The organism is Levilactobacillus fuyuanensis (genome assembly GCF_003946395.1).
Taxonomy (GTDB): Bacteria; Bacillota; Bacilli; order Lactobacillales; family Lactobacillaceae; genus Levilactobacillus; species Levilactobacillus fuyuanensis.
In genome coordinates this window covers 1-19,074 of sequence record NZ_RHNZ01000029.1, presented here as the reverse complement: position 1 = coordinate 19,074, position 19,074 = coordinate 1, and the positions used below count along the sequence as shown (strand labels likewise).

The following is a 19,074-nucleotide window of genomic DNA, read 5'->3' as shown; positions in this document are numbered from 1 at the left end:
AATGCCTGAACTAGCTTAGCAACTAGACCACTTCTAAGAATAGATTCTTAGTGTTGCACTTGATTTGACAATTGAGGACTCGAAAATTTTCATAAATGCTCGATTAGTTTTCAATAATACGCTCTTCTTAAGGATTTTTGAAGACCCATTTCGCCTGAAAACGATTGCGTAGCGAAAATGTCACCTGTTTGTCATTTAACGGGCATATTAAGCTTTGATTTCGAGCTCCAACGCCCTATTCTAAGCAGTTATTTCATAAATTCAAGGGTCTTTACATAATCTTTACTGAAAGCAGGTCTGATTAATATTTAAAGCAGTTATGCTAACAAAACTGGTATCTGTTGGATACTCCTGTTTTCATAAACCAATATCTGGAGGCACGATTTATGAAACTTTCATAAAGTGCTTATTAAAATCAAGCCCAAAATATTATCTTATGAAGTTCCCCGCGGTATTATTTATTCTAATAATTGCCTTGAATTCAACGATTCTCTTCAACTCCTGGCTTATTAATCTCTCCACATCAAAAAAGACACCAACCAGATAAACTGATCAGTGCCTCTATAATCGTTATGCGGCCAAGAAGATTCGAACTTCCACCCGGATTACCCGGACAAGATCCTTAATCTTGCGCGTCTGCCAATTCCGCCATGGCCGCATTAACTCACAAGAAATAGTATACCAAATGATTCGGGCAGTGACAATATCTTTTTGCAAGTTAATTCAAAAAATTCAAAATTATGCATCTGTTAGGACGGTTGCGCCATCTTGATCGAGCTCCAAGATGCGCAAACTGCCTGGTAAATCAGCATTTGTCAGCTTTGTCCGCAATAATGTCAATTGTGCCGAGGTTCCAAACGTTACGACGGTCGGACCAGCACCACTCAGATAAGTGCCAACAATGCCCAGTTCATGAGCCGCATCGCGAATCTGATTCAGTTCAGGTACGAGTTGTGACCGTGCTTGTTCGTGGAATTCATCGCGTTCAATCAGTTTCGTTGCCAATTCCCAGTCCTTCTTCAACAATGCCGCAACTAAGACGTTGGCCACACTGCTGGCATGAACTGCTGTGTCAAACGACACCTGCTTAGGCAATGCCTTGCGACTCTTTTGTGCCAATAACTTCTGTCCCGGGATGAAGACCAAGGCCTGTAAGTCGGGTAATGGCAACTTGATCGCGTCAGCAACGCCATCATTGACTGTCGCAACGGCCGCCTGCCCCATCAAGGCTGGTGCCACGTTATCCAATTCGCCACCGAGTTTGACCGCCCAATTCAATTGATCTGGAATCGTCAGGTCCATTTCGCCCAATTCATTGGCAATCTTAATGCCGGCAATCACAGCACTCGTGGAGCTACCCAATCCACGAGACACGGGAATATCGGACATGACCGTCAATTGATGCGGTTGCAACTTCGGGTTAACCTTCAGCGCTGTCTGCACCATCAAATTGTTTTCGTCACGTGGAATGCTGGTCCCCAAAGCATGGTTGACCCGCCACTGTTCCGTTTTTTCTTCAATAATGACCGTTAAGTATAGATGTAAAGCGGCACCAATGGAATCAATGCCGGGACCCATGTTCGCTGATGTTGCTGGTACCCGAATAATTGTTTTTCCCATAATTCACTGACCTCCTAATTTTAATGCGGACGTTGCACTGCCACGACCGTCTTCTGCCAAACCAGCCGACCGTGACACCGTCCACACACCATTCTTGAAACGTCGATTCGCCGCGCACGGTAATACTTCTGTCCGCAATGCTGGCACACGTACAATTGCCAATGGCGTGGCTTCGGTTGCGTTATTTTTGGTGCCGGCGCAAACCGCAAACCCCCGACCTGTTGGAGTAGTTCTCGAAACGCCCGTGTGCGGTGTTGTCCAGATTGCCCCGCCAAGTGCAGGTGGTAATGGCAAAGCTCATGCTTGATAATCCCTACTAACGTCGCTTCGCCGTAATCCGTTAGCATTTTAGGGTTGATTTCAATACTGTGATCCTTGAGCTGGTAGCGCCCGCCTGTCGTCCGCAGTCTGGCATTGAACCAGGCGCGGTGCCGAAATGGCTTGCCAAAACTCTCCAGTGAGATGCGTTCCACCAACTGCTGCAGCTCCTGATTAGTCATGACCATCAGTCCGCATCGTCAGTTGAATCCGCTGTCGATTCTCATCAACGGTCAATACCCAAACCGTCACCACATCCCCAATCGTCACTTCCGCACTCGGATCACTGACATAGTGATCGGCTAACTGGGAAATGTGGACCAGACCATCCTGCTTTACTCCGATATCGACAAATGCCCCAAAATCGACCACGTTCCGGACGGTCCCTTGCAGTTCCATCCCCGGCTTCAAGTCGGCCATCGTCAACACGTCCTGTCGCAGTAGCGGTGCCGGCATCGTATCCCGCAGGTCTCGGCCCGGCTTGCTGAGCCCAGCAATGATATCGGCCAAGGTCTCCCGGCCCACGCCCAACTCAGTCGCCCATTTGTCCTGATTCAGCTGAGCCAGTTCCTGCTGTAGTTTAGACGTTCCAATCACCGTGTTCTCAGCGGTCAATCCTTGCAGCAATTGGCGGGTCGCTGGATAGCTCTCCGGATGAATATCTGTATTATCCAGCGGATCCTGACCGCCAATAATGCGTAGGAACCCAACGGATTGTTGATATGCTTTTGGTCCAAGCCGGGGGACCTTCTGCAATTCCTTACGACTGGCAAATGCGCCGTTATCATTACGGTACGTCACGATATTTTGCGCAGTCGTTGCCGTTAACCCTGAGATGTGGGTGAGCAATTCCGGACTCGCCGTATTCACGTTAACCCCCACCTGGTTGACTGCCGTCTCTACGACCCGGTCCAGCTGTTCATCCAGCGCCTTCTCAGGCACATCGTGTTGGTATTGCCCAACCCCAACAGCTTTCGGATCAATCTTGACCAGCTCGGCCAAAGGATCTTGTAACCGCCGACCAATGCTGATGGCCGACCGTTCCTCGACGTGGAGATCTGAGAATTCGGCCCGGGCATTTGCACTCGCCGAGTAAACGGACGCACCGGCCTCGTTGACCAACACGTAATAAACTGGGTAATCCAGTGTCTTTAGAATGTCACTGACGAACTCCTCGGATTCCCGACTTGCTGTTCCATTGCCAATCGCAATCATTTCGACATGATACTTCTCCAGCAATTGCTTAAAGGCCGGCCCCGCTTCCGCCCGCTGTTTACCGCTGGCGGATTTATGTGGGTAAATCACCCGTTTGGTCAGGAACCGACCGTTAGCATCCATGATAGCTAACTTACAGCCCGTCCGGTATGCCGGATCAAACCCCATCACGACCTTGCCCTTCAACGGCGCCTGCATCAACAAGTGATACAGATTATTGCCGAAGACCTGAATGGCGTGCTCATCAGCCTGATCCGTCAACTGTCGCCGTAATTCTCGTTCAATCGCCGGCCCCAGGAATCGCTTGTAAGCATCTGCAAAGGCCGCCTCAATCTTCGCTACAGCTGGCCCCTTGTGTTGGCCAACCAAGCGGAAATGTCCATACTGTAGAATCGACGCATCATCAATGTCGATTCCCACAGATAAGATCTTTTCTCGTTCGCCCCGGTTGATCGCCAAGACTCGGTATGGCGGTAATTGATTCAGTCGCTGGTTAAACTCGTAATAGGTCGCATAAACCTGTTGTTCATCCCGATCTTTCGCCCCACGACGCAATTTGCTGGTCAATTCACCATGCTGCCACGTGTAATGCCGAATCCATTCCCGAAAAGCTGCCTGTTCGCTAAACGTTTCCGCTAGGATTTCGTGGACACCTTCCCAAACAGCCGTGACATCCGGTAAGTCTTGATCTGGCTTCACGTACTGACGGGCGCGCGCATCCAAGCTCTCCTGAGGAAAAGTCAACAGCCACTCTGCCAACGGCTTCAGTCCATGTTGCGCCGCAATCGTGGCCTTGGTCTGCCGCTTTTTCTTGTAAGGTAAGTACAGATCCTCAACCTGCTGTAAGGTCGTGGCGTGTTCCAGGTTCCGTTTGAGTTGCGGTGTCAGGGCTTGTTGCTCGGCAATCGTCTTCAATACATCTTGCCGTCTCTTATTTAGTTTAGCTAAGCAGTTCGCCTCATCCTCAATCTCTCGAATGGCAACTTCGTCCAACGAACCGGTTCGTTCCTTCCGATAACGTGCGATGAACGGCACCGTATTGCCCTCATCCATAAGGGTCAGGACCGCCTGAATCTGTTGCACTCGGTACTGGCTCAGTTGCTCATGAACCGGCCGTGCCAAGGCGCTGAGCTGTTCTTCATTCTCTCTTGCCATGCAAACCCTCCGTCATTGTAATCATACCTGCATTATACCATGGTTAGCGTGAACACCGGCTGACTTACGGTCAAAAATTATGGACCGCAAGCCTCCGAAATTCTATTACCAAAACAGCGCATTAACGACTCACATTTACCCCACTCAAGCAAAAAGGATGCCGCTCAAAATGAGTGACATCCTTCGTCTTACATGGGACTGGTCATAATCCGTTGCGTGGCAGCGGTAACCTTTTCCATGGCATTTTCTTGGGTCTTTTCAGATTGGTTGAACGCGTCAACATCGACCGTTTGAGCTTCGACGTTGATGCTATCTGTCATGGCTTGGCAAGCTTCCGTGTAGACGCGGAATGCTGCGACTAATGACTTGTGCTTTCCCAGAATTCGCACCGGCGCACTGGCCTGCTCGAGCTTGTTCAGCTTATCCTCGTAGCCATCGGTCCCCCGTTGGAAGTTGTCGACGATTTTCTGCAAGTCCACTTGGGAGAGGTCGCTGACCGTATCGTTGTCGATAGCCGCACGAACCTTTTCAAAGTCGCTGTTCATTTCGCCAGCTTCGTCTTCGGTTCCTTGGAGCACTTTACTTAAAACATTGATGTAACCACTCATATTACTCTTCCGCATCACTAATCACCTAGTCTTTCCAAAAAGTATCGTAAACGTTCACTGGTAAGTGCCGCTTGTGCGCGGTCTTTCGGTACCAGCCTTCAATCTTTTCAGCCGCCTGGTCACTCACATCGCGGCCTTCAAGGTAATCGTCGATATCCGCATACCGCACACCCAGTGCCGCCTCATCAGGTAACGCTGGTCGGTCATCTTCTAGATCAGCCGTTGGCACCTTCTTGTAGAGGTTTTCTGGCGCTCCCAGATAAGCCAGCATGGACGCCCCCTGACGCTTGTCCAACCGCCAGAGTGGGCAAATATCCGCCGCCCCGTCACCAAACTTCGTGTAGAACCCGGTGATGGCTTCGGCCGCGTGATCAGTTCCGACCACAGCACCGGCATGGGCCCCAGCAATCGCATACTGTGCGATCATCCGTTGCCGTGCCTTGATATTTCCCTTATTAAAGTCGCTTACAGTATTGTGGTTCGCCGTAACGGCAGCTTCCATGGCATCCGCAGCATCTTTAATGTTGACCCGCTGCGTTTCGTCAGCCCCCATGACATCGATGGCCATCATGGCGTCGTCCTCATCGGCTTGCTCGCCGTAAGGCAACCGCACCGCGATGAACTTGTAGCTACTGTCATTGGTTTCCTGCCGCAATTCCGTAACGGCTTGTTCACACAAGATTCCGGCCAACGTTGAGTCTTGCCCACCGGAAATTCCGAGAACTAACGTCTTCAAAAAGTCATAGCGCTTCAGATAAGCCTTCAAGAAGTCAACACTGCGCCGAATCTCCTTGGCTGGATCGATGGTAGGTTGAACCTTCAAGGCTTCAATAATCTCTTTTTGCATTGCTCGCATGTTACTTGCCCCCTAATTAAATCAGGTCACGGCACCAGCCGCAATACTCGCGTCCTTATGCTGTGGTCGCGACCCGTAATGCATGGTTATTCAGGCATCTTCTGTACGTAGGTGTGAATTTTTTTGATGATCGCCATCTTGTGATCCCAGCAATCTTGGGAAAGGTCAACCGGGTACTTCTGTGGGTTCAAATCCCGCTTGTACTCTGGCCAGAGGTTGGCTAGAGCGCCCCTACAACGATCACGGATTGCTGACAGCGCTGGCAACTTGTAGGTCAATTCGCCGTCTTCAAAGATCGACTGCAACAATGGCCGCGCATTAAAGTCATTGACTGTCTTGTTGATATAGGTAAAACTAGGATGGAACATGAAGATTGTTTCCTCGTTGCGCGGATCTTCATCCGCCAAGGTCACGTAGTCCCCCTCGGTCTTGCCATCGGCACGCTTGGTGATTCGCCAAACCTGCTTTTTCCCTGGCGTCGTCACCTTCTCAGCGTTGTTGGACAGCTTGATGGTGCCCTTCATTTTACCGGTACTATCCGCAATGGCAACCATCTTGTAGACGGCCCCCAATGCTGGTTGATCAAAGGCAGTGATCAATTTGGTACCAATCCCCCAGACGTCAATCTTGGCGTCTTGCATCTTAAGACTTTGAATCGTTTTTTCATCGAGATCGTTGGATGCGAAGATTTTAGCATTCGGGAAACCGGCTTCGTCTAACTTTTGACGAACCCGCTTGGACAGGTAGGCCATATCACCGGAATCGATCCGCACACCTTGGAAATTGATCTTGTCGCCGAGTTCCTTGGCAACCTTAATGGCGTTCGGCACCCCACTACGTAACGTATCGTAGGTGTCGACCAAGAAGACACAGTCCTGGTGCGTCTGTGCGTAAGCCATGAAGGCATCGTAGTCGTTGCCGTAAGTCTGCACGAGCGCGTGGGCGTGCGTTCCACTAATCGGAATCCCAAAAATCTTGCCGGCCCGTACGTTAGAAGTGGCGTCGAACCCACCGATGTAGGCAGCTCGTGTTCCCCAGATAGCGGCGTCAAATTCTTGGGCCCGCCGTGTCCCGAATTCCATCAACGCATCATCACCGGCCACGGAGCGAATTCGAGCAGCCTTAGTAGCAATTAATGTTTGATAATTCACAATATTAAGAATGGCCGTTTCCACTAGCTGACAGTCAGCCAGGGGCCCTTCCACTTGTAAGATTGGTTCATGAGCGTAAACCAGTTCACCTTCAACGGCGGAACGGATTGAGCCTCGGAATTTAAAATTAGCGAGATATTCCAGAAAATCTTCCGGATATTCTTCAGCTTCTCGTAAGTATTCAATGTCCGCTTGGGAAAAGTGCAGATTTTGGATATAATTAACGATGTGCTCCAAACCAGCAAACACGGCATAACCGTTATGAAACGGCATGTCACGGAAAAACACTTCAAAGACAGCGTGTCTGTCGGCAATCCCTTGTTGATAATACGTCTGAATCATATTGATCTGGTAGGCATCCGTGTGCAGAGTCAAACTGTCGTCAGGATACAAATTCGTCATAATGAGCTACTCCCTTAGCTAGTTTTCAAGCTGAACTGTTACATATTTTAATCTAATAGACTTATTTTAGCATGAATCACACAGAGCGTCATACTATTTAGTACGGTCGCGCCGGCTTTATTCGTTGGCATGACCATCTCGAAAGGAGACCCCATGCAACTTTCATTTTCTACCGTAACGGTGCTCGACTTACCATTCGTCAAGACCACCGCTGCTAACTTCCAACAAACCATTCAACGGCGCATCATCGCGCAACAAAATACCTTCGTGGTGACCGCTAACCCGGAAATCGTGATGTACGCCCACCACAACCCCGCTTACAAGCAACTCGTCCAATCTGCTGACTTCATCACACCGGACGGTATTGGGATTCTCGACGGGGCCAAGATTCTGAAACAGCCCCTGCCAGAACGAATCACGGGTTTTGACACCCTGACTACCCTCTTACAGTGGGGCAGCGACAATCACCGCTCCGCCTACTTCGTCGGGGCCAAACCCGAAGTCATCGCCGCTTTAAAGCAAAAGCTGTCCCACGACTATCCCGGACTAATTATTGCCGGATTACACGACGGCTACTTCAAGGACGACACGGCTATCGTCGCTGACATTCGGCGGACACAACCCGACATGGTCTTCGCCGCCCTGGGCTTCCCCAAACAGGAAGAATTCGTGGCCAAACATCGCCACACCACCAAAGGCTTATGGATGGGCGTCGGCGGCAGCTTCGACGTGCTCGCCGGTGCGGTTGATCGAGCGCCGGAGTTCTGGCAAAAACACCATCTGGAGTGGTTCTACCGGACGGCCAAGGAACCCAGGCGTTTGAAACGCATCGCCGTGATTCCCCACTATCTACATCTGGTTCGGCAACAGGCTAAGCACCAACACTAATTATGCTGGATTCAGGACCATTCTAACAACCGAAAGTTCTCCCTGAGGCACCGTTCGTTTTTGAACGGTGCCCTTTTGCGTAAACCCGATTTGCCGATAAAAGTCACGAGCACTCTGATTGGTAGCAAGCACCTCAACATAGACCTGGGTGAACGACCCCTGTAGCGTCGTCAGCGCCGCAGCCATCAACTGATGGCCGACGCCTTGATGCTGCTGGTTTGGGTGAATATAGATTGAATAGACTTCGCCCCAGTCCTCGCAACCTTGCTCGCGGGCTGGTCCCGCCGCACAAGATCCAATCAGCTTCCCTCTGTCGTCAAAAGCCACCCAGGTTTCTTGCCAGCGTCGCTCCGGATGCCAGGTGTTTGTGGTCAACTGGGCCAAGAACGCAGCTGGTAAAAGCTGCACATAGGTTGCCCGCCAAACATCCAGATAGAGCTGGGCGACCGCCTGAAAATCGTCATCACGGTGTGCCTTGCGAATCTTCATCATTGATCACCTGGATTTCTAAAGTGTCGGTTTCAACAAGGGCTTGCCATCCTTATCGACCAACACCGTCAAGCTACTACCGATATAGTTAGAAGCCAGTACATATTGAACCCCGGTCTGTTTATCCGTGACGATGTCAAATGACACGCCACCGTCAGCCTTGGTTGGGGTAACCTCAAAGCGTTGTTCCTTTCTCATCTCGCACCATTCCTTTTTCAAAAAAGGAGCCGAACACACTGTCCAGCTCCCTCTAATTTACTTTTCAAGATAAAACTCGAACCGTTCGCCGACATACTGCGTCCGCACGTATTCGAATGGGGTCCCATCTTGCAGATAGGTCACCTGCCGCAACCGCAGAATGGCATCGCCACGCTTGATCTTCAAGAACTCGGCGATCCGTTCGGAAGCAGACATGGCGGAGACCGTCTGTTGGGCCTTCCCCGGATTTAAATTCTTCTTGTCTTCCAATGCCCGGTACAGGGAGCTGGTCACCTCTTGTTTGCTGAGACCATCCACCAGATGTTCTGGCACCGTGGCCACTTCAAAACAAATTGGCACATCGTCCCCGAACCGAATCCGTTCCATCCGCAACACCTGTTCATCCTCGTGCAATTTCAGCTTTTCAGCCTCACTGAGTGATGGACTCATCACGTGATACGAAATGGTCTTGCTGGCGGGTTGTTTCCCTTGAGCCAGCATCAGATCGGTAAAACTCGTGACGCCGGACATCTTTTCTTGAACCTTCTGGTTGGCCACGTAGGTCCCGGACCCAACCTGGCGTTCCAGAATCCCTTCATCAACCAGGGTCTGAATCGCCTGACGGAGCGTCATCCGACTCACATCAAAATCTCGAGACAGTTCTCGTTCGGACGGAATTCGGTCGCCAACCGCCCACTTTCCTGCCTCAATAGCGCGTTTAATGTCATTATGAATTTGAATATAAATCGGTGAACTCACAGCACCTACGTCCCTTCTGAAAATACAACTAAATTTTTACTTAGATTCCTGACTGAACTTCCGGCCCAAGCTATAGGTCGTTTCCAGTTGTAAATCACGAGTGAAGAGGTTCAGGTCAGCATCGCGGCCAGGAACCAACTTGCCTTTTTGGGTCAAGTTGAATTCTTCAGCTTGGTTGACTGAACTCATCTGCACGGCGTCATTCATATCACAACCGGTAAAGTCCATGATGTTTCTGAAGGCTTCGTCATACCGCAGGACGGAACCGGCTAAGTTGCCGCTTTCCAACCGTGCTTGACGGTCTTTCACAATCACTTTTTGCCCACCAAGTTCGCTGACACCTTCTGGCATCCCCTTGGCACGCATGGAGTCAGTCACCAGTTCCAACCGGTGGGGCCCTTTCTGTTCATAAGCTAATTTTATCATATCCGGCACAATGTGGAAGCCATCACAGATCAATTCGCAGTATAAATTGTCTTCCAGCATCGCATGGCCGGTCACACCAGGCTCTCTGTGGCGCAACCCCCGCTGTGCGTTGTACAAATGGGTCACGTGGGTGGCCCGACTTTCGAGGAGCTGTTCGCGCGTGGCGTTGGAGTGGCCCACGGATGGCACAATTTTATTGGCCAAGCAGTAAGCTTCGAATGCCTTCGAACCCGGATCTTCTGGCGCGTACGTAATTAATTTGACGCGACCACCAGACAACTTGTTCCACCGATCCAGCAGAGAAACGTCGGGATCCTTGATATATTTCTCCGGTTGGGCTCCTTTGAAGATAGCTGCGATAAATGGCCCTTCCAAGTGGACACCTTGAATCACTGGATTATGCTTGGCGGCTTCCGCAATCCCTTGCATCGCATGATCGATGGCGTCATTCGACTGCGTCATCGTGGTGGGAAAAATCGACGTAATCCCTTCGTGAACCATCAGATTGACCATCTTGTCGATCTGTTCAGGGTCCCCATCCATACTATCATATCCATAACCACCGTGGCTATGAACATCGATAAACCCGGGCACAATCGTCCGGCCCGTAACCACGTGAATCTCATCGGCGGGCAGTGGCTGAAATTCAGCGACTGGCCCGACTGCTTCGATCTGTTGGTCAAAACGGATGTAACCATCGGGGATCACGTCGTCCCCGGTATAAATCTTAGCGTGCTTTAAGACAATACTCATGAGTCTCCTCCTCATCACATGACAACAACTACTATGGCATTAGTGTGCCCCAGCCGGATGTAACCAGCGCCTTACCGGGTGGTGTCAATCAACCGGGGCGCTGAGGGCGGGCGCCGGAAGCCATAGTACGGTCTTCCGGCTTGCCTTTGAACCTCATAGACCGAGTTTCAAAGGCACCAATTATCTAAGCGGCTTACCGCTTAGATAATTCCCACAGCTGAGTTGATTGACACCACCCTCACGGCTCACATGGCGCTAACCCCACACTAAAAGCCGAAACGTTGTCCAATTGTATCCACATCTCATTAATTAAAACTGACAAGCCATTTCTCGCCAAAACAATTATGGATAATCCTGCTAGAACTAAACCAATGCCTACTTTTCATTATAATCGGTATAGACCAAAATTACAACTCACACGCGTAGATAATTTTCACAAATTTTTTTCATAGTTAGGTGGCACTCGTGACGCACATTTTCACTGGCCCACTTAATTGGCCAATGAACTCATCAACAACTAATCTTTTTCCCCAGCGTCACGTTTGATGGTGGCGTCGATGCCCTTGACTACCGCTGTCATCAGACCAGCTTCTTCCATCGCGAGTAAGCCAGCAACCGTGCTGCCACCAGGTGAAGAGACCTGATCGATTAGTTCGAATGGAATCTTGTCACTCTTCAGGACCATCTTAGCGGAACCCAACGTGGCCTGAGCTGCAATTGCCGTGGCTTGAGCCTTGGTCAGGCCATGCTTCACGCCGGCCCGACTCAAGCTATCGATAAAGAAGTCGATGTAGGCCGGTGAGCTTCCAGCCAATGCACTGAAGACGCCGAATTGGTCCTCGGCCAATGTCGTCGTCGACCCAATCGTGTCGAATACTCGCAGTGCCGCCGTCAAACGGTCACCAGTCAGCGCAGCGTTGGCGGCAACTGCCGTCATCCCCGCGCCAACCTCAACGTTTACGTTAGGCAACGTCCGTAAAGTCGGGACGCCTTCCCCGGTAATCGCTGCCATGTCTGCTAACGATAAACCGGCCACAATCGAAATCAAGGTCTTGGCGTTAGTCAAATCGTCCTTGATTTCCGCTAGGACGGCTGGGGCCACGTTGGGGGTCACTGCCAGCACGACTAGGTCACTGGCTTCAGCTACTGCCCGATTGCTCTTAGCCGCAACTAGGTCGTGGGCTTGTGCGTATGGCAAGTAACTTTCCTCACGGTGACTGTGAACCACAATTTCTGCCGGTGCAAACGTCTTGGCGTTCAATAAGCCACCAATGATAGCCTGGGCCATGCCACCGACCCCAATAAATCCAATATTCATCTAGACTTCCTCCTGTTGTAAGTGATCCTCAAACCACTGATTAATGCGTCTTAACCGTTCAATTCGTAAGTTGGGTAATCCGGAGCGGGAGAGCTCATGGGTCGACTCAGGGAACAGAACCAGTTGGGTGTCGATCCCAGCTTCCTTGAGTCCGACGTAAAACTCTTCGCCCTGCGTAGTGGGACAGCGAAGATCCGCCTCCCCGTGGAGCACCAGGATTGGTGTCGTCGCCTGCTTAACGTAGGCCAGTGGTGAGAATTTCCAAAGCTCGTCGATTGCCGTCATATCCTGTTGGAGCTCCCACGGTGTAAAGAAATAACCAATATCACTCGTGCCGTAGAAGCTGATCCAGTTTGAGATTGACCGCTGCGTCACGGCCGCCGCAAACCGATCTGTGTGCGTTTCAATCCAGTTAGTCATGAAACCACCATATGAGCCACCGGTCACGCAGAGTTGTTGCGGATCGATAGTTGGGTCCAGTGCCAAAGCGGCATCCGTTCCCAACATCAGGTCCTCGAAATCGCCTTCGCCATAGTGGGCAATCACTGCCGTCTCAAAGTCCTGACCATAACTATTACCTCCGCGAGGATTAATGGCGATCACGCCATAGCCTTCACCCGCCAAGTACTGTAACTCGTGGTAAAAGCCGTATCCAAAGTCAACCTGCGGACCCCCATGCACGTAGAGGACCGCGGGATGCTGCGCTGCCGACGTGACCGGTGGGAAATACCAGCCCTCGATTGGCCAGTCCTGCGCACCCTTGAAGGTGAAACGTTGCCCATCGACCAGCGTATGCGTCGCTTCATAGGTGGCATTGGGATTAACCAATTCGACCTCCAGCCCCGTCGCTAGATCCACTTTTTTCAAGCGACTCACGCTAGTCATGGTCGTCTCGGTGAAGACTACCGTGTGGTCATTGACGACCGAGAAATCAGTGATAGCCCGGTTGCCATCCAGTAGTGGTGTGACTTCTCCGGTGGTCAGCGATTGACTGACGACACACAACCGACCGTGTTCATTTTCCACCGTCAGCAGTGTGTCATCATCACGCCAAGCCAGCCAGTGTCCAGACTGTCCCTGCTGGCTATCGACTGCCAGCATATCACCGACTTCAACGTCACGGGGCGCGGTCACGTCTGTTAACTGGTTTGTTGCGAGATCGACCACCCAGGCGTGGGACTGGGAAACATTCATGATGTGATTATCTTGCCCCCACAAAGCAACCTGCCGGCCATCGGGACTCAAGATTCCTTTGCCGAAATCACCTTGGGCCTGATCCTGATTCAGCAGGCGATCAGTTCCGCCACCAAAGGCGTGCCAGTAGACGCCCACGCTAAAATCGTGCTCATCTTCGAGTAGGCGTTCACGTGAATAGACCAGCCCATTCGCATTCGCCGCCGTCACGGTAAAATCAGTCGGCTGCGTCAACACCACGGACTGATCACCAGTGGCACACTCGTAACGAATGCACTGCGACGTTAGAGTCTCCGGTAAGATTCCCGCACCATTGGCCTTATACAACAGCCGCGTGACCACCTTGACTTGGGGAAGCTTGCTGGGCTTATCGGCGCCAACCGTTGTTTGGAAATAAAGTGTCTCTCCTTGTGCGGACCATACGGGATTTGTAACATCGGTATCACCACGCGTGATCTGTTCGGGGGTGCCCCCATCCACTGACACCAAGAACATCTGTGAATGACCGTCTATGCGCCCGCTAAAGGCCAAGTAACGTTTGTCGGGGCTCAATGCCAGCTGACTCACCGCCACGCCATCCGGGCTCCACTGTCGCTGATCACCACCATCCTCAAGACTGACGCTATAAATGGTCGCCGAACCAGCATTCTCCTGCTGGTCTAGGTAACTTTCTAAGTAGTACACCCGTTTCCCATCGCTCACTGGTTGTGCCAATGGACGCAAGGCAAACAGGTCTTCCGGTTGCACAGTTGCTGGCATCACAAGACCCCACTTTCTCAGTTAAACTTTCAAATGGTCTGGCGTAATTATTAGTTTGACTTTAGCGAAGTTCGGCGGACTTGTCAATTATGACTGCTGTGCCGGGCGTTGTACGGGATGATTTCTCAGTAATAGTTTCCGACTATCACCAATTCACCACTAAAGCGATTTTTTCTGATATTTTACAAATTCAATGAGACTATATCGGCAATTTTTACATTAGTAATAAATAAGGGGACCGTTTCGTGACTACGAAAGTCGACAAAAAAGCAGATAAGACTAAACTTACCTGCTTTCCGATTTCACACGCTACTCAGTCTTATTGCATACGACGGTAAGCCTAACCAACCGTGGCCCGGCTACCGTAGTCACACGTATAGCCGTTTACAGCGCAATTCTCAAAATTTGGACACAAAAAAACCAGCCACACACAGTGACTGGTCTAAGTTGGGCTAGCTGGATTCGAACCAGCGCATGACAGGATCAAAACCTGTTGCCTTACCGCTTGGCTATAGCCCAATAATAAAAATGGTGGGGAGTGGATTCGAACCACCGAACCCGAAGGAGCGGATTTACAGTCCGCCGCGTTTAGCCAGACTTCGCTACCCCACCAAAACGTGAATCGCCGTAACGAATCAACGTTTATTATCATACAGAATTCTGCATAAATCGTCAAGCCTTTTCTAGAAAATATTTTTATTTTAATTTGAGGAATCGCAACCGATCCCGCCATTCCGTGAAGTAATCAGTCTGCGACCACTCGTTAACCCGCTTGTTGTGATACCCCACCGCCTGATCATAGTAGGTGGTTTGCTTGAACTGCCGCGGTGCAAAGTGACGATGAACGTGGCCAAAATGCACCACATCAACCTGATATTGATCTAACAGATCCCCCAAACGTGGACTCCCCAGCATGGCGTTCGCCATATTCCAGAAGCGGTCGTCATCCGTATATTTAATATACTCACGATGCGGCACGAAATGTGTCATGAACAACACCCGTTTATGTTCGGTCTGGGCTTGTTCCAGTTGGCCCGTCACCGTCTCTAAGACGTGATCCATCCGTTCCGGATCAGACTGGGGCTGTTCAATGGTGCTATCGACCCAAAAAGCGCGTTTCCACGTCAAAAAGTTCCGATCCACCAGGTTGTCCGCAAACTGGTAGTCATACCAGCCGTTATTGCCGATTATTCGCCAGTTGGTCCCACTGACGTCTAATTGCCCCTGATGGAGGTAAGTCGGCGCTAAGGGGCTCTCAAGGGCCGCATACGTCACATCATGTAACATGTCATGATTGCCAGCGATGAAGCGGACCTTAGCGGGTGCAATCAAACGTTGTAATCGCGTCACGTAATCTAAGGATTGCGCAAAATGGTTGGTGATGTCCCCGGCAATCAAATACAGCCCCACGCCCTGTTGCATGAGATAGCCGGCTTGTTGGGGCAAGAGCGCATCTACGGACTGCCGGTTGACATCGAAATGAAGATCACTGATTAACGCTACTTTGACCAAAGATGTTGCTCCTCTCTTTGAATAATCATTGCTTCTATTGTAAGACTGTTTCTGTAAGCAAACACATATCGTCTGCTCTCCTGACACTAGTCAAGCCATCGTGGCCGTCACGACTGTCCTAAATGCCACACCTGTCTTCTATCAAGTGTAGACTCATAACATTCGACTCGATCAATTAGCCAAATAAAAAGTGCCACTCCATAATAGAGTAGCACTTTTACCGGTGGATATTGACTATTTAATACCGGCCATTAAATTCTTAATTGGTTTAACCAAGACGAACATGATCAACCCAGCGACGATGGCCACGATGGCCACGCCCATGAAGTAACCTGCTTCGTTACCTGGCGTGTAAAGTTTAACCACTTGTGCGTTGACGGCTTGCCCAGCGGCATCGGCCAAGAACCACATACTCATCATCTGAGATTGGAAGGCCTTTGGTGCCAGCTTGGTCGTCACGGACAACCCAATTGGAGAAATCAGTAATTCGGCAATTTCAACAACTGCCCAGCTACCAACTAACCAGAGTGGGCTGACCTTAGCGCTCGTCCCAAACATAGCGACCGGAATCACCATAATTAGGTATGATGCACCGGCGAACAGCATCCCAGTTGCAAACTTAGCTGGTGAGCTTGGTTGCCGCTTACCCCAACGGTTCCACATTGCTGCGAAGAATGGCGTGTAGATCAGGATGAACAGTGGGTTTAACATCTGGTACCAAGATGGCAAGATGTGCAGACCCAAGAAGTGGTTGTTCGTCTGGTTAGCAGCGAACAGTGCCAGAACTGAAGACCCTTGTTCTTCAATTGCCCAGAAGATAGCAGCAGCGATGAAGAGACCTAAGTAAGCCCAAACGTGCTTGCGTTCAGTCGCGGTAACCTTCTTACTGGTTAAGAAGATGGTGAAGTAAACGACTGGCGTCGCAATGGCCACGATGGAAAGTAACAGAATGAAGTTATTTAAGTTCAATGAACCTAAGAGGAACATTAACAGAACAATCAGTGCAAAGGCAACGAGACCAACAGCTGAGCGAACACCCAACTTCTTCATGTCACCGGGTTCCAATGGGTCGGTTGGGTAAAGACTGTCTTTACTCAAGTACTTCTTCCCACCGTACCAGTATTGAACTAATCCCAAGAACATCCCGATAGCGGCCAAGGAGAACCCTAAATGGAAGTTGTAGGACATCCCTAACCAACCCACAAGAAGTGGCGCAACCAGGGAACCTAAGTTAATCCCGAAGACGAAGATGGTAAACCCGGAATCACGACGGGTATCCCCGGCGTCATACAGGCCACCAACCATTTCAGAAACGTTTGGCTTCAAGAGCCCAGTCCCTAAAACAATCAAGAGGATGGAAATGAACAGCGCGATCCGGCCAGCTGGCACGGACAGAGCAATATGACCGAACATGATGAGGATCCCACCAATGAACACAGTCCGACGACTCCCCCATACCCGGTCACTCAGGTAACCCCCGAGGACGGATGACAGGTAAACCATCGATCCATAGATGGACATCACTGAGGCGGCAGTTGCTTGATCGAACCCCAGACCACCCTTGGAAATTGAGTAGTACATGTAGTAGATAAGGATGGCACGCATCCCGTAGTAACTGAACCGTTCCCACATTTCTGTGAAGAACAGCGTTGATAACCCCCGCGGTTGACCGAAGAAAGTTCGGTCTTGGGTGGTCGACTCTGGTTTGTTATTCAAAACGATAATACCTCCATTGCCTTTGTTAAAATGAATATTTCTTTATTTCACAATCCGATTCGCGAAATGCGATTGTGGCAGGGTCTCATAGACCTCTAATAAAACATAGTTGTAATTATACTTCATGAACGCCCGTTACGCAACGGTTTTCGTAATAAAAGCGTCTTCATTCCCGCCCTTACGCGCAAAAAACAATGATGAAATTATTAGCTATCTCATGCAATCTTCTTATTTTTTATTCATTTCCAGTAATTGGCCAATATTATTACTTTAATGAATAAAATTACGTTGATTATCCAACTCACAGGATATCTACAACCTGCCGTATACGTTCACACGCCCCAATCCTTGATAAGCAGCCACAACAAAAAAAGCCTAAGACAAGATGTCTCAGACTTTATTATCATTAAATATTAGTGCCAGTCAGGGCCTAAGGCCTCAATGAGCTCATAATTTCCTTGTACAGCCATTAAAGTATCCATCGCATGGTTAATGAGGATTGTTACTGGAAGATCCTCAGCAGCCATTTTCGCCATCATCTGCGTTTGGACCTTATGAGCTACCAGGAGTTGCTCGTGACAGGCCGACAGTTCTATCGACTGATGTTGTTTGCGAGCAGTCGTAATGGCACGGTACAGGCTCTCTTTAGCGGTTCCTGCGGTTACCAACACCTGCATCGCTAACTGTTCAATCGTAGGTGTCATGTTAGTAAGCGACAGCCACTGCTGCAGGTGCAAAGTTCAATTGGTGGCAAGCATACTTAACCAACGCTTGGCTGTTTAACCAACCGTAAATATCATTTGGAATTGGTGCTGTTTGAACCTGGTCACCGATCTTAGCCCGCATCTTGGCTTGGTAAGCCACTTGTGGTGCTAAGAGAACTAAGTCCTGTTCAGCCAATAATTCTGGTGTTACTTCCATTAAACTCGTCGCGCTAAAATGCAACGGTACCCGTTGGGTTTCAGCAACCCGCTTAGCTTCCCCTAAGAATAAATGGCTTGAAACTCCTTGACCACATACTAACAATACGTTTTTCATGATGGCATCTCCCGTGCTTAATTGATACTTATAGAATAGCACTGATAGAGGTATACCACAATAGATAATTATAAAAATCATTTATTTTTTTAACGCTCGAAATGCCCATGTATCAGCGTTTTAGTGATATATACCAATTTTTGATAATTGACTATACCAATCGGGCTTTGCTTAGTAACCGCTTTCATTACGATTCCCTGAGGCAGTCCTGCTCAGTAGTGGGCCCCATTTATGAACTATCAGCATTTCGGACATACAACTCCGGTTGATAATATCACCCAGACTCAGTTAGACACTACTTTTAACGCAAACACAAAAAAAGCGACTAGTCCGAAGACTAATCGCTTATCTGATGCCGGCTGAGGAATTCGAATCCCCGACCCTCGGTTTACGATACCGATGCTCTACCAGCTGAGCTAAGCCGGCATATCAACTGGTTAACCTGGTTAACCCGACTCCGGCAGGCGGGCTCGAACCGTCGACAACCTGATTAACAGTCAGGTGCTCTACCAACTGAGCTATGCCGGAATAATCGCGTGGCAACGTCCTATCCTCGCAGGGGGCGATCCCCCAACTACTATCGGCGTGCTAAAGCTTAACTTCTGTGTTCGGCATGGGAACAGGTGTATCCTTTAGGCTATCGCCACCACACTATAAGAGAACTTCTTCCCTCAAAACTAGATATTATTCAATTATTTT

General features: G+C 49.9%; 17 protein-coding genes, 5 tRNA genes and 1 rRNA gene. 1 reads left to right on the top strand and 22 read right to left on the bottom strand.

Features of this window, described 5'->3' with window-relative positions; all coding sequences use genetic code 11:
- Window positions 1–573: 573 nt before the first annotated feature.
- The 7 genes from EKM73_RS11950 to EKM73_RS11920 all read right to left on the bottom strand — a co-directional run bounded on the left by EKM73_RS11950 (window position 574) and on the right by EKM73_RS11920 (window position 7,325).
- Window positions 574–658: transfer RNA gene (locus tag EKM73_RS11950), tRNA-Leu, on the bottom strand.
- Between the two features lie 80 nt (window positions 659–738).
- The gene (gene thrB, locus EKM73_RS11945) at window positions 739–1,620 is read right to left on the bottom strand and encodes a homoserine kinase (protein WP_125702079.1); all 882 of its coding nucleotides are present in this window, start codon (window positions 1,618–1,620) and stop codon (window positions 739–741) included.
- A 20-nt stretch (window positions 1,621–1,640) separates the two neighbouring features.
- Window positions 1,641–2,120, bottom strand: coding sequence for a SprT family protein (locus EKM73_RS11940; RefSeq protein WP_164508925.1), 480 nt, complete (start codon window positions 2,118–2,120; stop codon window positions 1,641–1,643).
- Complete coding sequence (locus EKM73_RS11935) at window positions 2,113–4,308, bottom strand: Tex family protein (RefSeq protein WP_125702077.1); 2,196 nt, start codon at window positions 4,306–4,308, stop codon at window positions 2,113–2,115. The genes EKM73_RS11940 and EKM73_RS11935 overlap by 8 nt, the downstream gene beginning before the upstream one ends.
- A gap of 188 nt (window positions 4,309–4,496) precedes the next feature.
- Window positions 4,497–4,931, bottom strand: a complete 435-nt coding sequence (locus tag EKM73_RS11930; protein ID WP_125702076.1) for a hypothetical protein — start codon at window positions 4,929–4,931, stop codon at window positions 4,497–4,499.
- Between the two features lie 10 nt (window positions 4,932–4,941).
- On the bottom strand, window positions 4,942–5,772 hold the full coding sequence (gene nadE, locus EKM73_RS11925; protein WP_125702075.1) for an ammonia-dependent NAD(+) synthetase: 831 nt from the start codon (window positions 5,770–5,772) through the stop codon (window positions 4,942–4,944).
- An 86-nt stretch (window positions 5,773–5,858) separates the two neighbouring features.
- Window positions 5,859–7,325, bottom strand: coding sequence for a nicotinate phosphoribosyltransferase (locus tag EKM73_RS11920; protein ID WP_125702074.1), 1,467 nt, complete (start codon window positions 7,323–7,325; stop codon window positions 5,859–5,861).
- A 153-nt stretch (window positions 7,326–7,478) separates the two neighbouring features.
- Between EKM73_RS11920 and EKM73_RS11915 the strand changes: the two genes are divergently transcribed.
- Window positions 7,479–8,213 carry a WecB/TagA/CpsF family glycosyltransferase gene (locus tag EKM73_RS11915; RefSeq protein WP_125702073.1) on the top strand — a complete coding sequence of 245 codons (735 nt, stop codon included), beginning with the start codon at window positions 7,479–7,481 and terminating at the stop codon, window positions 8,211–8,213.
- Here the strand turns inward: EKM73_RS11915 and EKM73_RS11910 are convergent, their stop codons facing one another.
- The 15 genes from EKM73_RS11910 to rrf form a co-directional block, all read right to left on the bottom strand.
- Entirely contained in the window at window positions 8,214–8,702 is a 489-nt protein-coding gene (locus EKM73_RS11910) for a GNAT family N-acetyltransferase (protein ID WP_164508924.1), read from the bottom strand. It abuts the gene before it with no gap.
- Between the two features lie 18 nt (window positions 8,703–8,720).
- Complete coding sequence (locus tag EKM73_RS11905) at window positions 8,721–8,900, bottom strand: DUF6440 family protein (RefSeq protein WP_125702071.1); 180 nt, start codon at window positions 8,898–8,900, stop codon at window positions 8,721–8,723.
- A gap of 57 nt (window positions 8,901–8,957) precedes the next feature.
- The gene (locus tag EKM73_RS11900) at window positions 8,958–9,659 is read right to left on the bottom strand and encodes a GntR family transcriptional regulator (protein ID WP_020089948.1); all 702 of its coding nucleotides are present in this window, start codon (window positions 9,657–9,659) and stop codon (window positions 8,958–8,960) included.
- A 36-nt stretch (window positions 9,660–9,695) separates the two neighbouring features.
- Window positions 9,696–10,838, bottom strand: a complete 1,143-nt coding sequence (gene nagA, locus EKM73_RS11895; RefSeq protein ID WP_125702070.1) for an N-acetylglucosamine-6-phosphate deacetylase — start codon at window positions 10,836–10,838, stop codon at window positions 9,696–9,698.
- Between the two features lie 517 nt (window positions 10,839–11,355).
- Window positions 11,356–12,156 (bottom strand): pyrroline-5-carboxylate reductase, encoded by an 801-nt coding sequence (gene proC / locus EKM73_RS11890; RefSeq protein ID WP_125702069.1) that lies wholly within the window; start codon window positions 12,154–12,156, stop codon window positions 11,356–11,358.
- Entirely contained in the window at window positions 12,157–14,109 is a 1,953-nt protein-coding gene (locus EKM73_RS11885; RefSeq protein WP_125702068.1) for a S9 family peptidase, read from the bottom strand.
- Between the two features lie 447 nt (window positions 14,110–14,556).
- Window positions 14,557–14,628 (bottom strand) — tRNA-Gln (locus EKM73_RS11880).
- A 10-nt stretch (window positions 14,629–14,638) separates the two neighbouring features.
- A tRNA-Tyr gene (locus EKM73_RS11875) sits at window positions 14,639–14,721 on the bottom strand.
- A gap of 84 nt (window positions 14,722–14,805) precedes the next feature.
- Complete coding sequence (locus tag EKM73_RS11870; RefSeq protein ID WP_125702067.1) at window positions 14,806–15,621, bottom strand: metallophosphoesterase; 816 nt, start codon at window positions 15,619–15,621, stop codon at window positions 14,806–14,808.
- A 234-nt stretch (window positions 15,622–15,855) separates the two neighbouring features.
- Window positions 15,856–17,337, bottom strand: a complete 1,482-nt coding sequence (locus EKM73_RS11865) for a peptide MFS transporter (RefSeq protein WP_125702066.1) — start codon at window positions 17,335–17,337, stop codon at window positions 15,856–15,858.
- Between the two features lie 413 nt (window positions 17,338–17,750).
- Window positions 17,751–18,041, bottom strand: a complete 291-nt coding sequence (locus EKM73_RS11860) for a PTS lactose/cellobiose transporter subunit IIA (RefSeq protein WP_125702065.1) — start codon at window positions 18,039–18,041, stop codon at window positions 17,751–17,753.
- Between the two features lies 1 nt (window position 18,042).
- Entirely contained in the window at window positions 18,043–18,375 is a 333-nt protein-coding gene (locus tag EKM73_RS11855; RefSeq protein WP_125702064.1) for a PTS sugar transporter subunit IIB, read from the bottom strand.
- 353 nt (window positions 18,376–18,728) lie between these two features.
- Window positions 18,729–18,801 (bottom strand) — tRNA-Thr (locus EKM73_RS11850).
- A 29-nt stretch (window positions 18,802–18,830) separates the two neighbouring features.
- A tRNA-Asn gene (locus tag EKM73_RS11845) sits at window positions 18,831–18,903 on the bottom strand.
- Between the two features lie 6 nt (window positions 18,904–18,909).
- Window positions 18,910–19,026 (bottom strand): 5S ribosomal RNA (rrf, locus tag EKM73_RS11840).
- Window positions 19,027–19,074: the final 48 nt, after the last annotated feature.

What these genes read in the sequence shown, in the direction of transcription:
- EKM73_RS11940 (WP_164508925.1), bottom strand. Translation starts at nt 2,120, where the DNA reads ATGACTAATCAGGAGCTGCAGCAGTTGGTGGAACGCATCTCACTGGAG.
- proC (WP_125702069.1), bottom strand. Translation starts at nt 12,156, where the DNA reads ATGAATATTGGATTTATTGGGGTCGGTGGCATGGCCCAGGCTATCATT.
- EKM73_RS11935 (WP_125702077.1), bottom strand. Translation starts at nt 4,308, where the DNA reads ATGGCAAGAGAGAATGAAGAACAGCTCAGCGCCTTGGCACGGCCGGTT.
- thrB (WP_125702079.1), bottom strand. Translation starts at nt 1,620, where the DNA reads ATGGGAAAAACAATTATTCGGGTACCAGCAACATCAGCGAACATGGGT.
- EKM73_RS11905 (WP_125702071.1), bottom strand. Translation starts at nt 8,900, where the DNA reads ATGAGAAAGGAACAACGCTTTGAGGTTACCCCAACCAAGGCTGACGGT.
- nagA (WP_125702070.1), bottom strand. Translation starts at nt 10,838, where the DNA reads ATGAGTATTGTCTTAAAGCACGCTAAGATTTATACCGGGGACGACGTG.
- nadE (WP_125702075.1), bottom strand. Translation starts at nt 5,772, where the DNA reads ATGCGAGCAATGCAAAAAGAGATTATTGAAGCCTTGAAGGTTCAACCT.
- EKM73_RS11885 (WP_125702068.1), bottom strand. Translation starts at nt 14,109, where the DNA reads ATGCCAGCAACTGTGCAACCGGAAGACCTGTTTGCCTTGCGTCCATTG.
- EKM73_RS11915 (WP_125702073.1), top strand. Translation starts at nt 7,479, where the DNA reads ATGCAACTTTCATTTTCTACCGTAACGGTGCTCGACTTACCATTCGTC.
- EKM73_RS11855 (WP_125702064.1), bottom strand. Translation starts at nt 18,375, where the DNA reads ATGAAAAACGTATTGTTAGTATGTGGTCAAGGAGTTTCAAGCCATTTA.
- EKM73_RS11930 (WP_125702076.1), bottom strand. Translation starts at nt 4,931, where the DNA reads ATGCGGAAGAGTAATATGAGTGGTTACATCAATGTTTTAAGTAAAGTG.
- EKM73_RS11860 (WP_125702065.1), bottom strand. Translation starts at nt 18,041, where the DNA reads ATGACACCTACGATTGAACAGTTAGCGATGCAGGTGTTGGTAACCGCA.
- EKM73_RS11920 (WP_125702074.1), bottom strand. Translation starts at nt 7,325, where the DNA reads ATGACGAATTTGTATCCTGACGACAGTTTGACTCTGCACACGGATGCC.
- EKM73_RS11910 (WP_164508924.1), bottom strand. Translation starts at nt 8,702, where the DNA reads ATGAAGATTCGCAAGGCACACCGTGATGACGATTTTCAGGCGGTCGCC.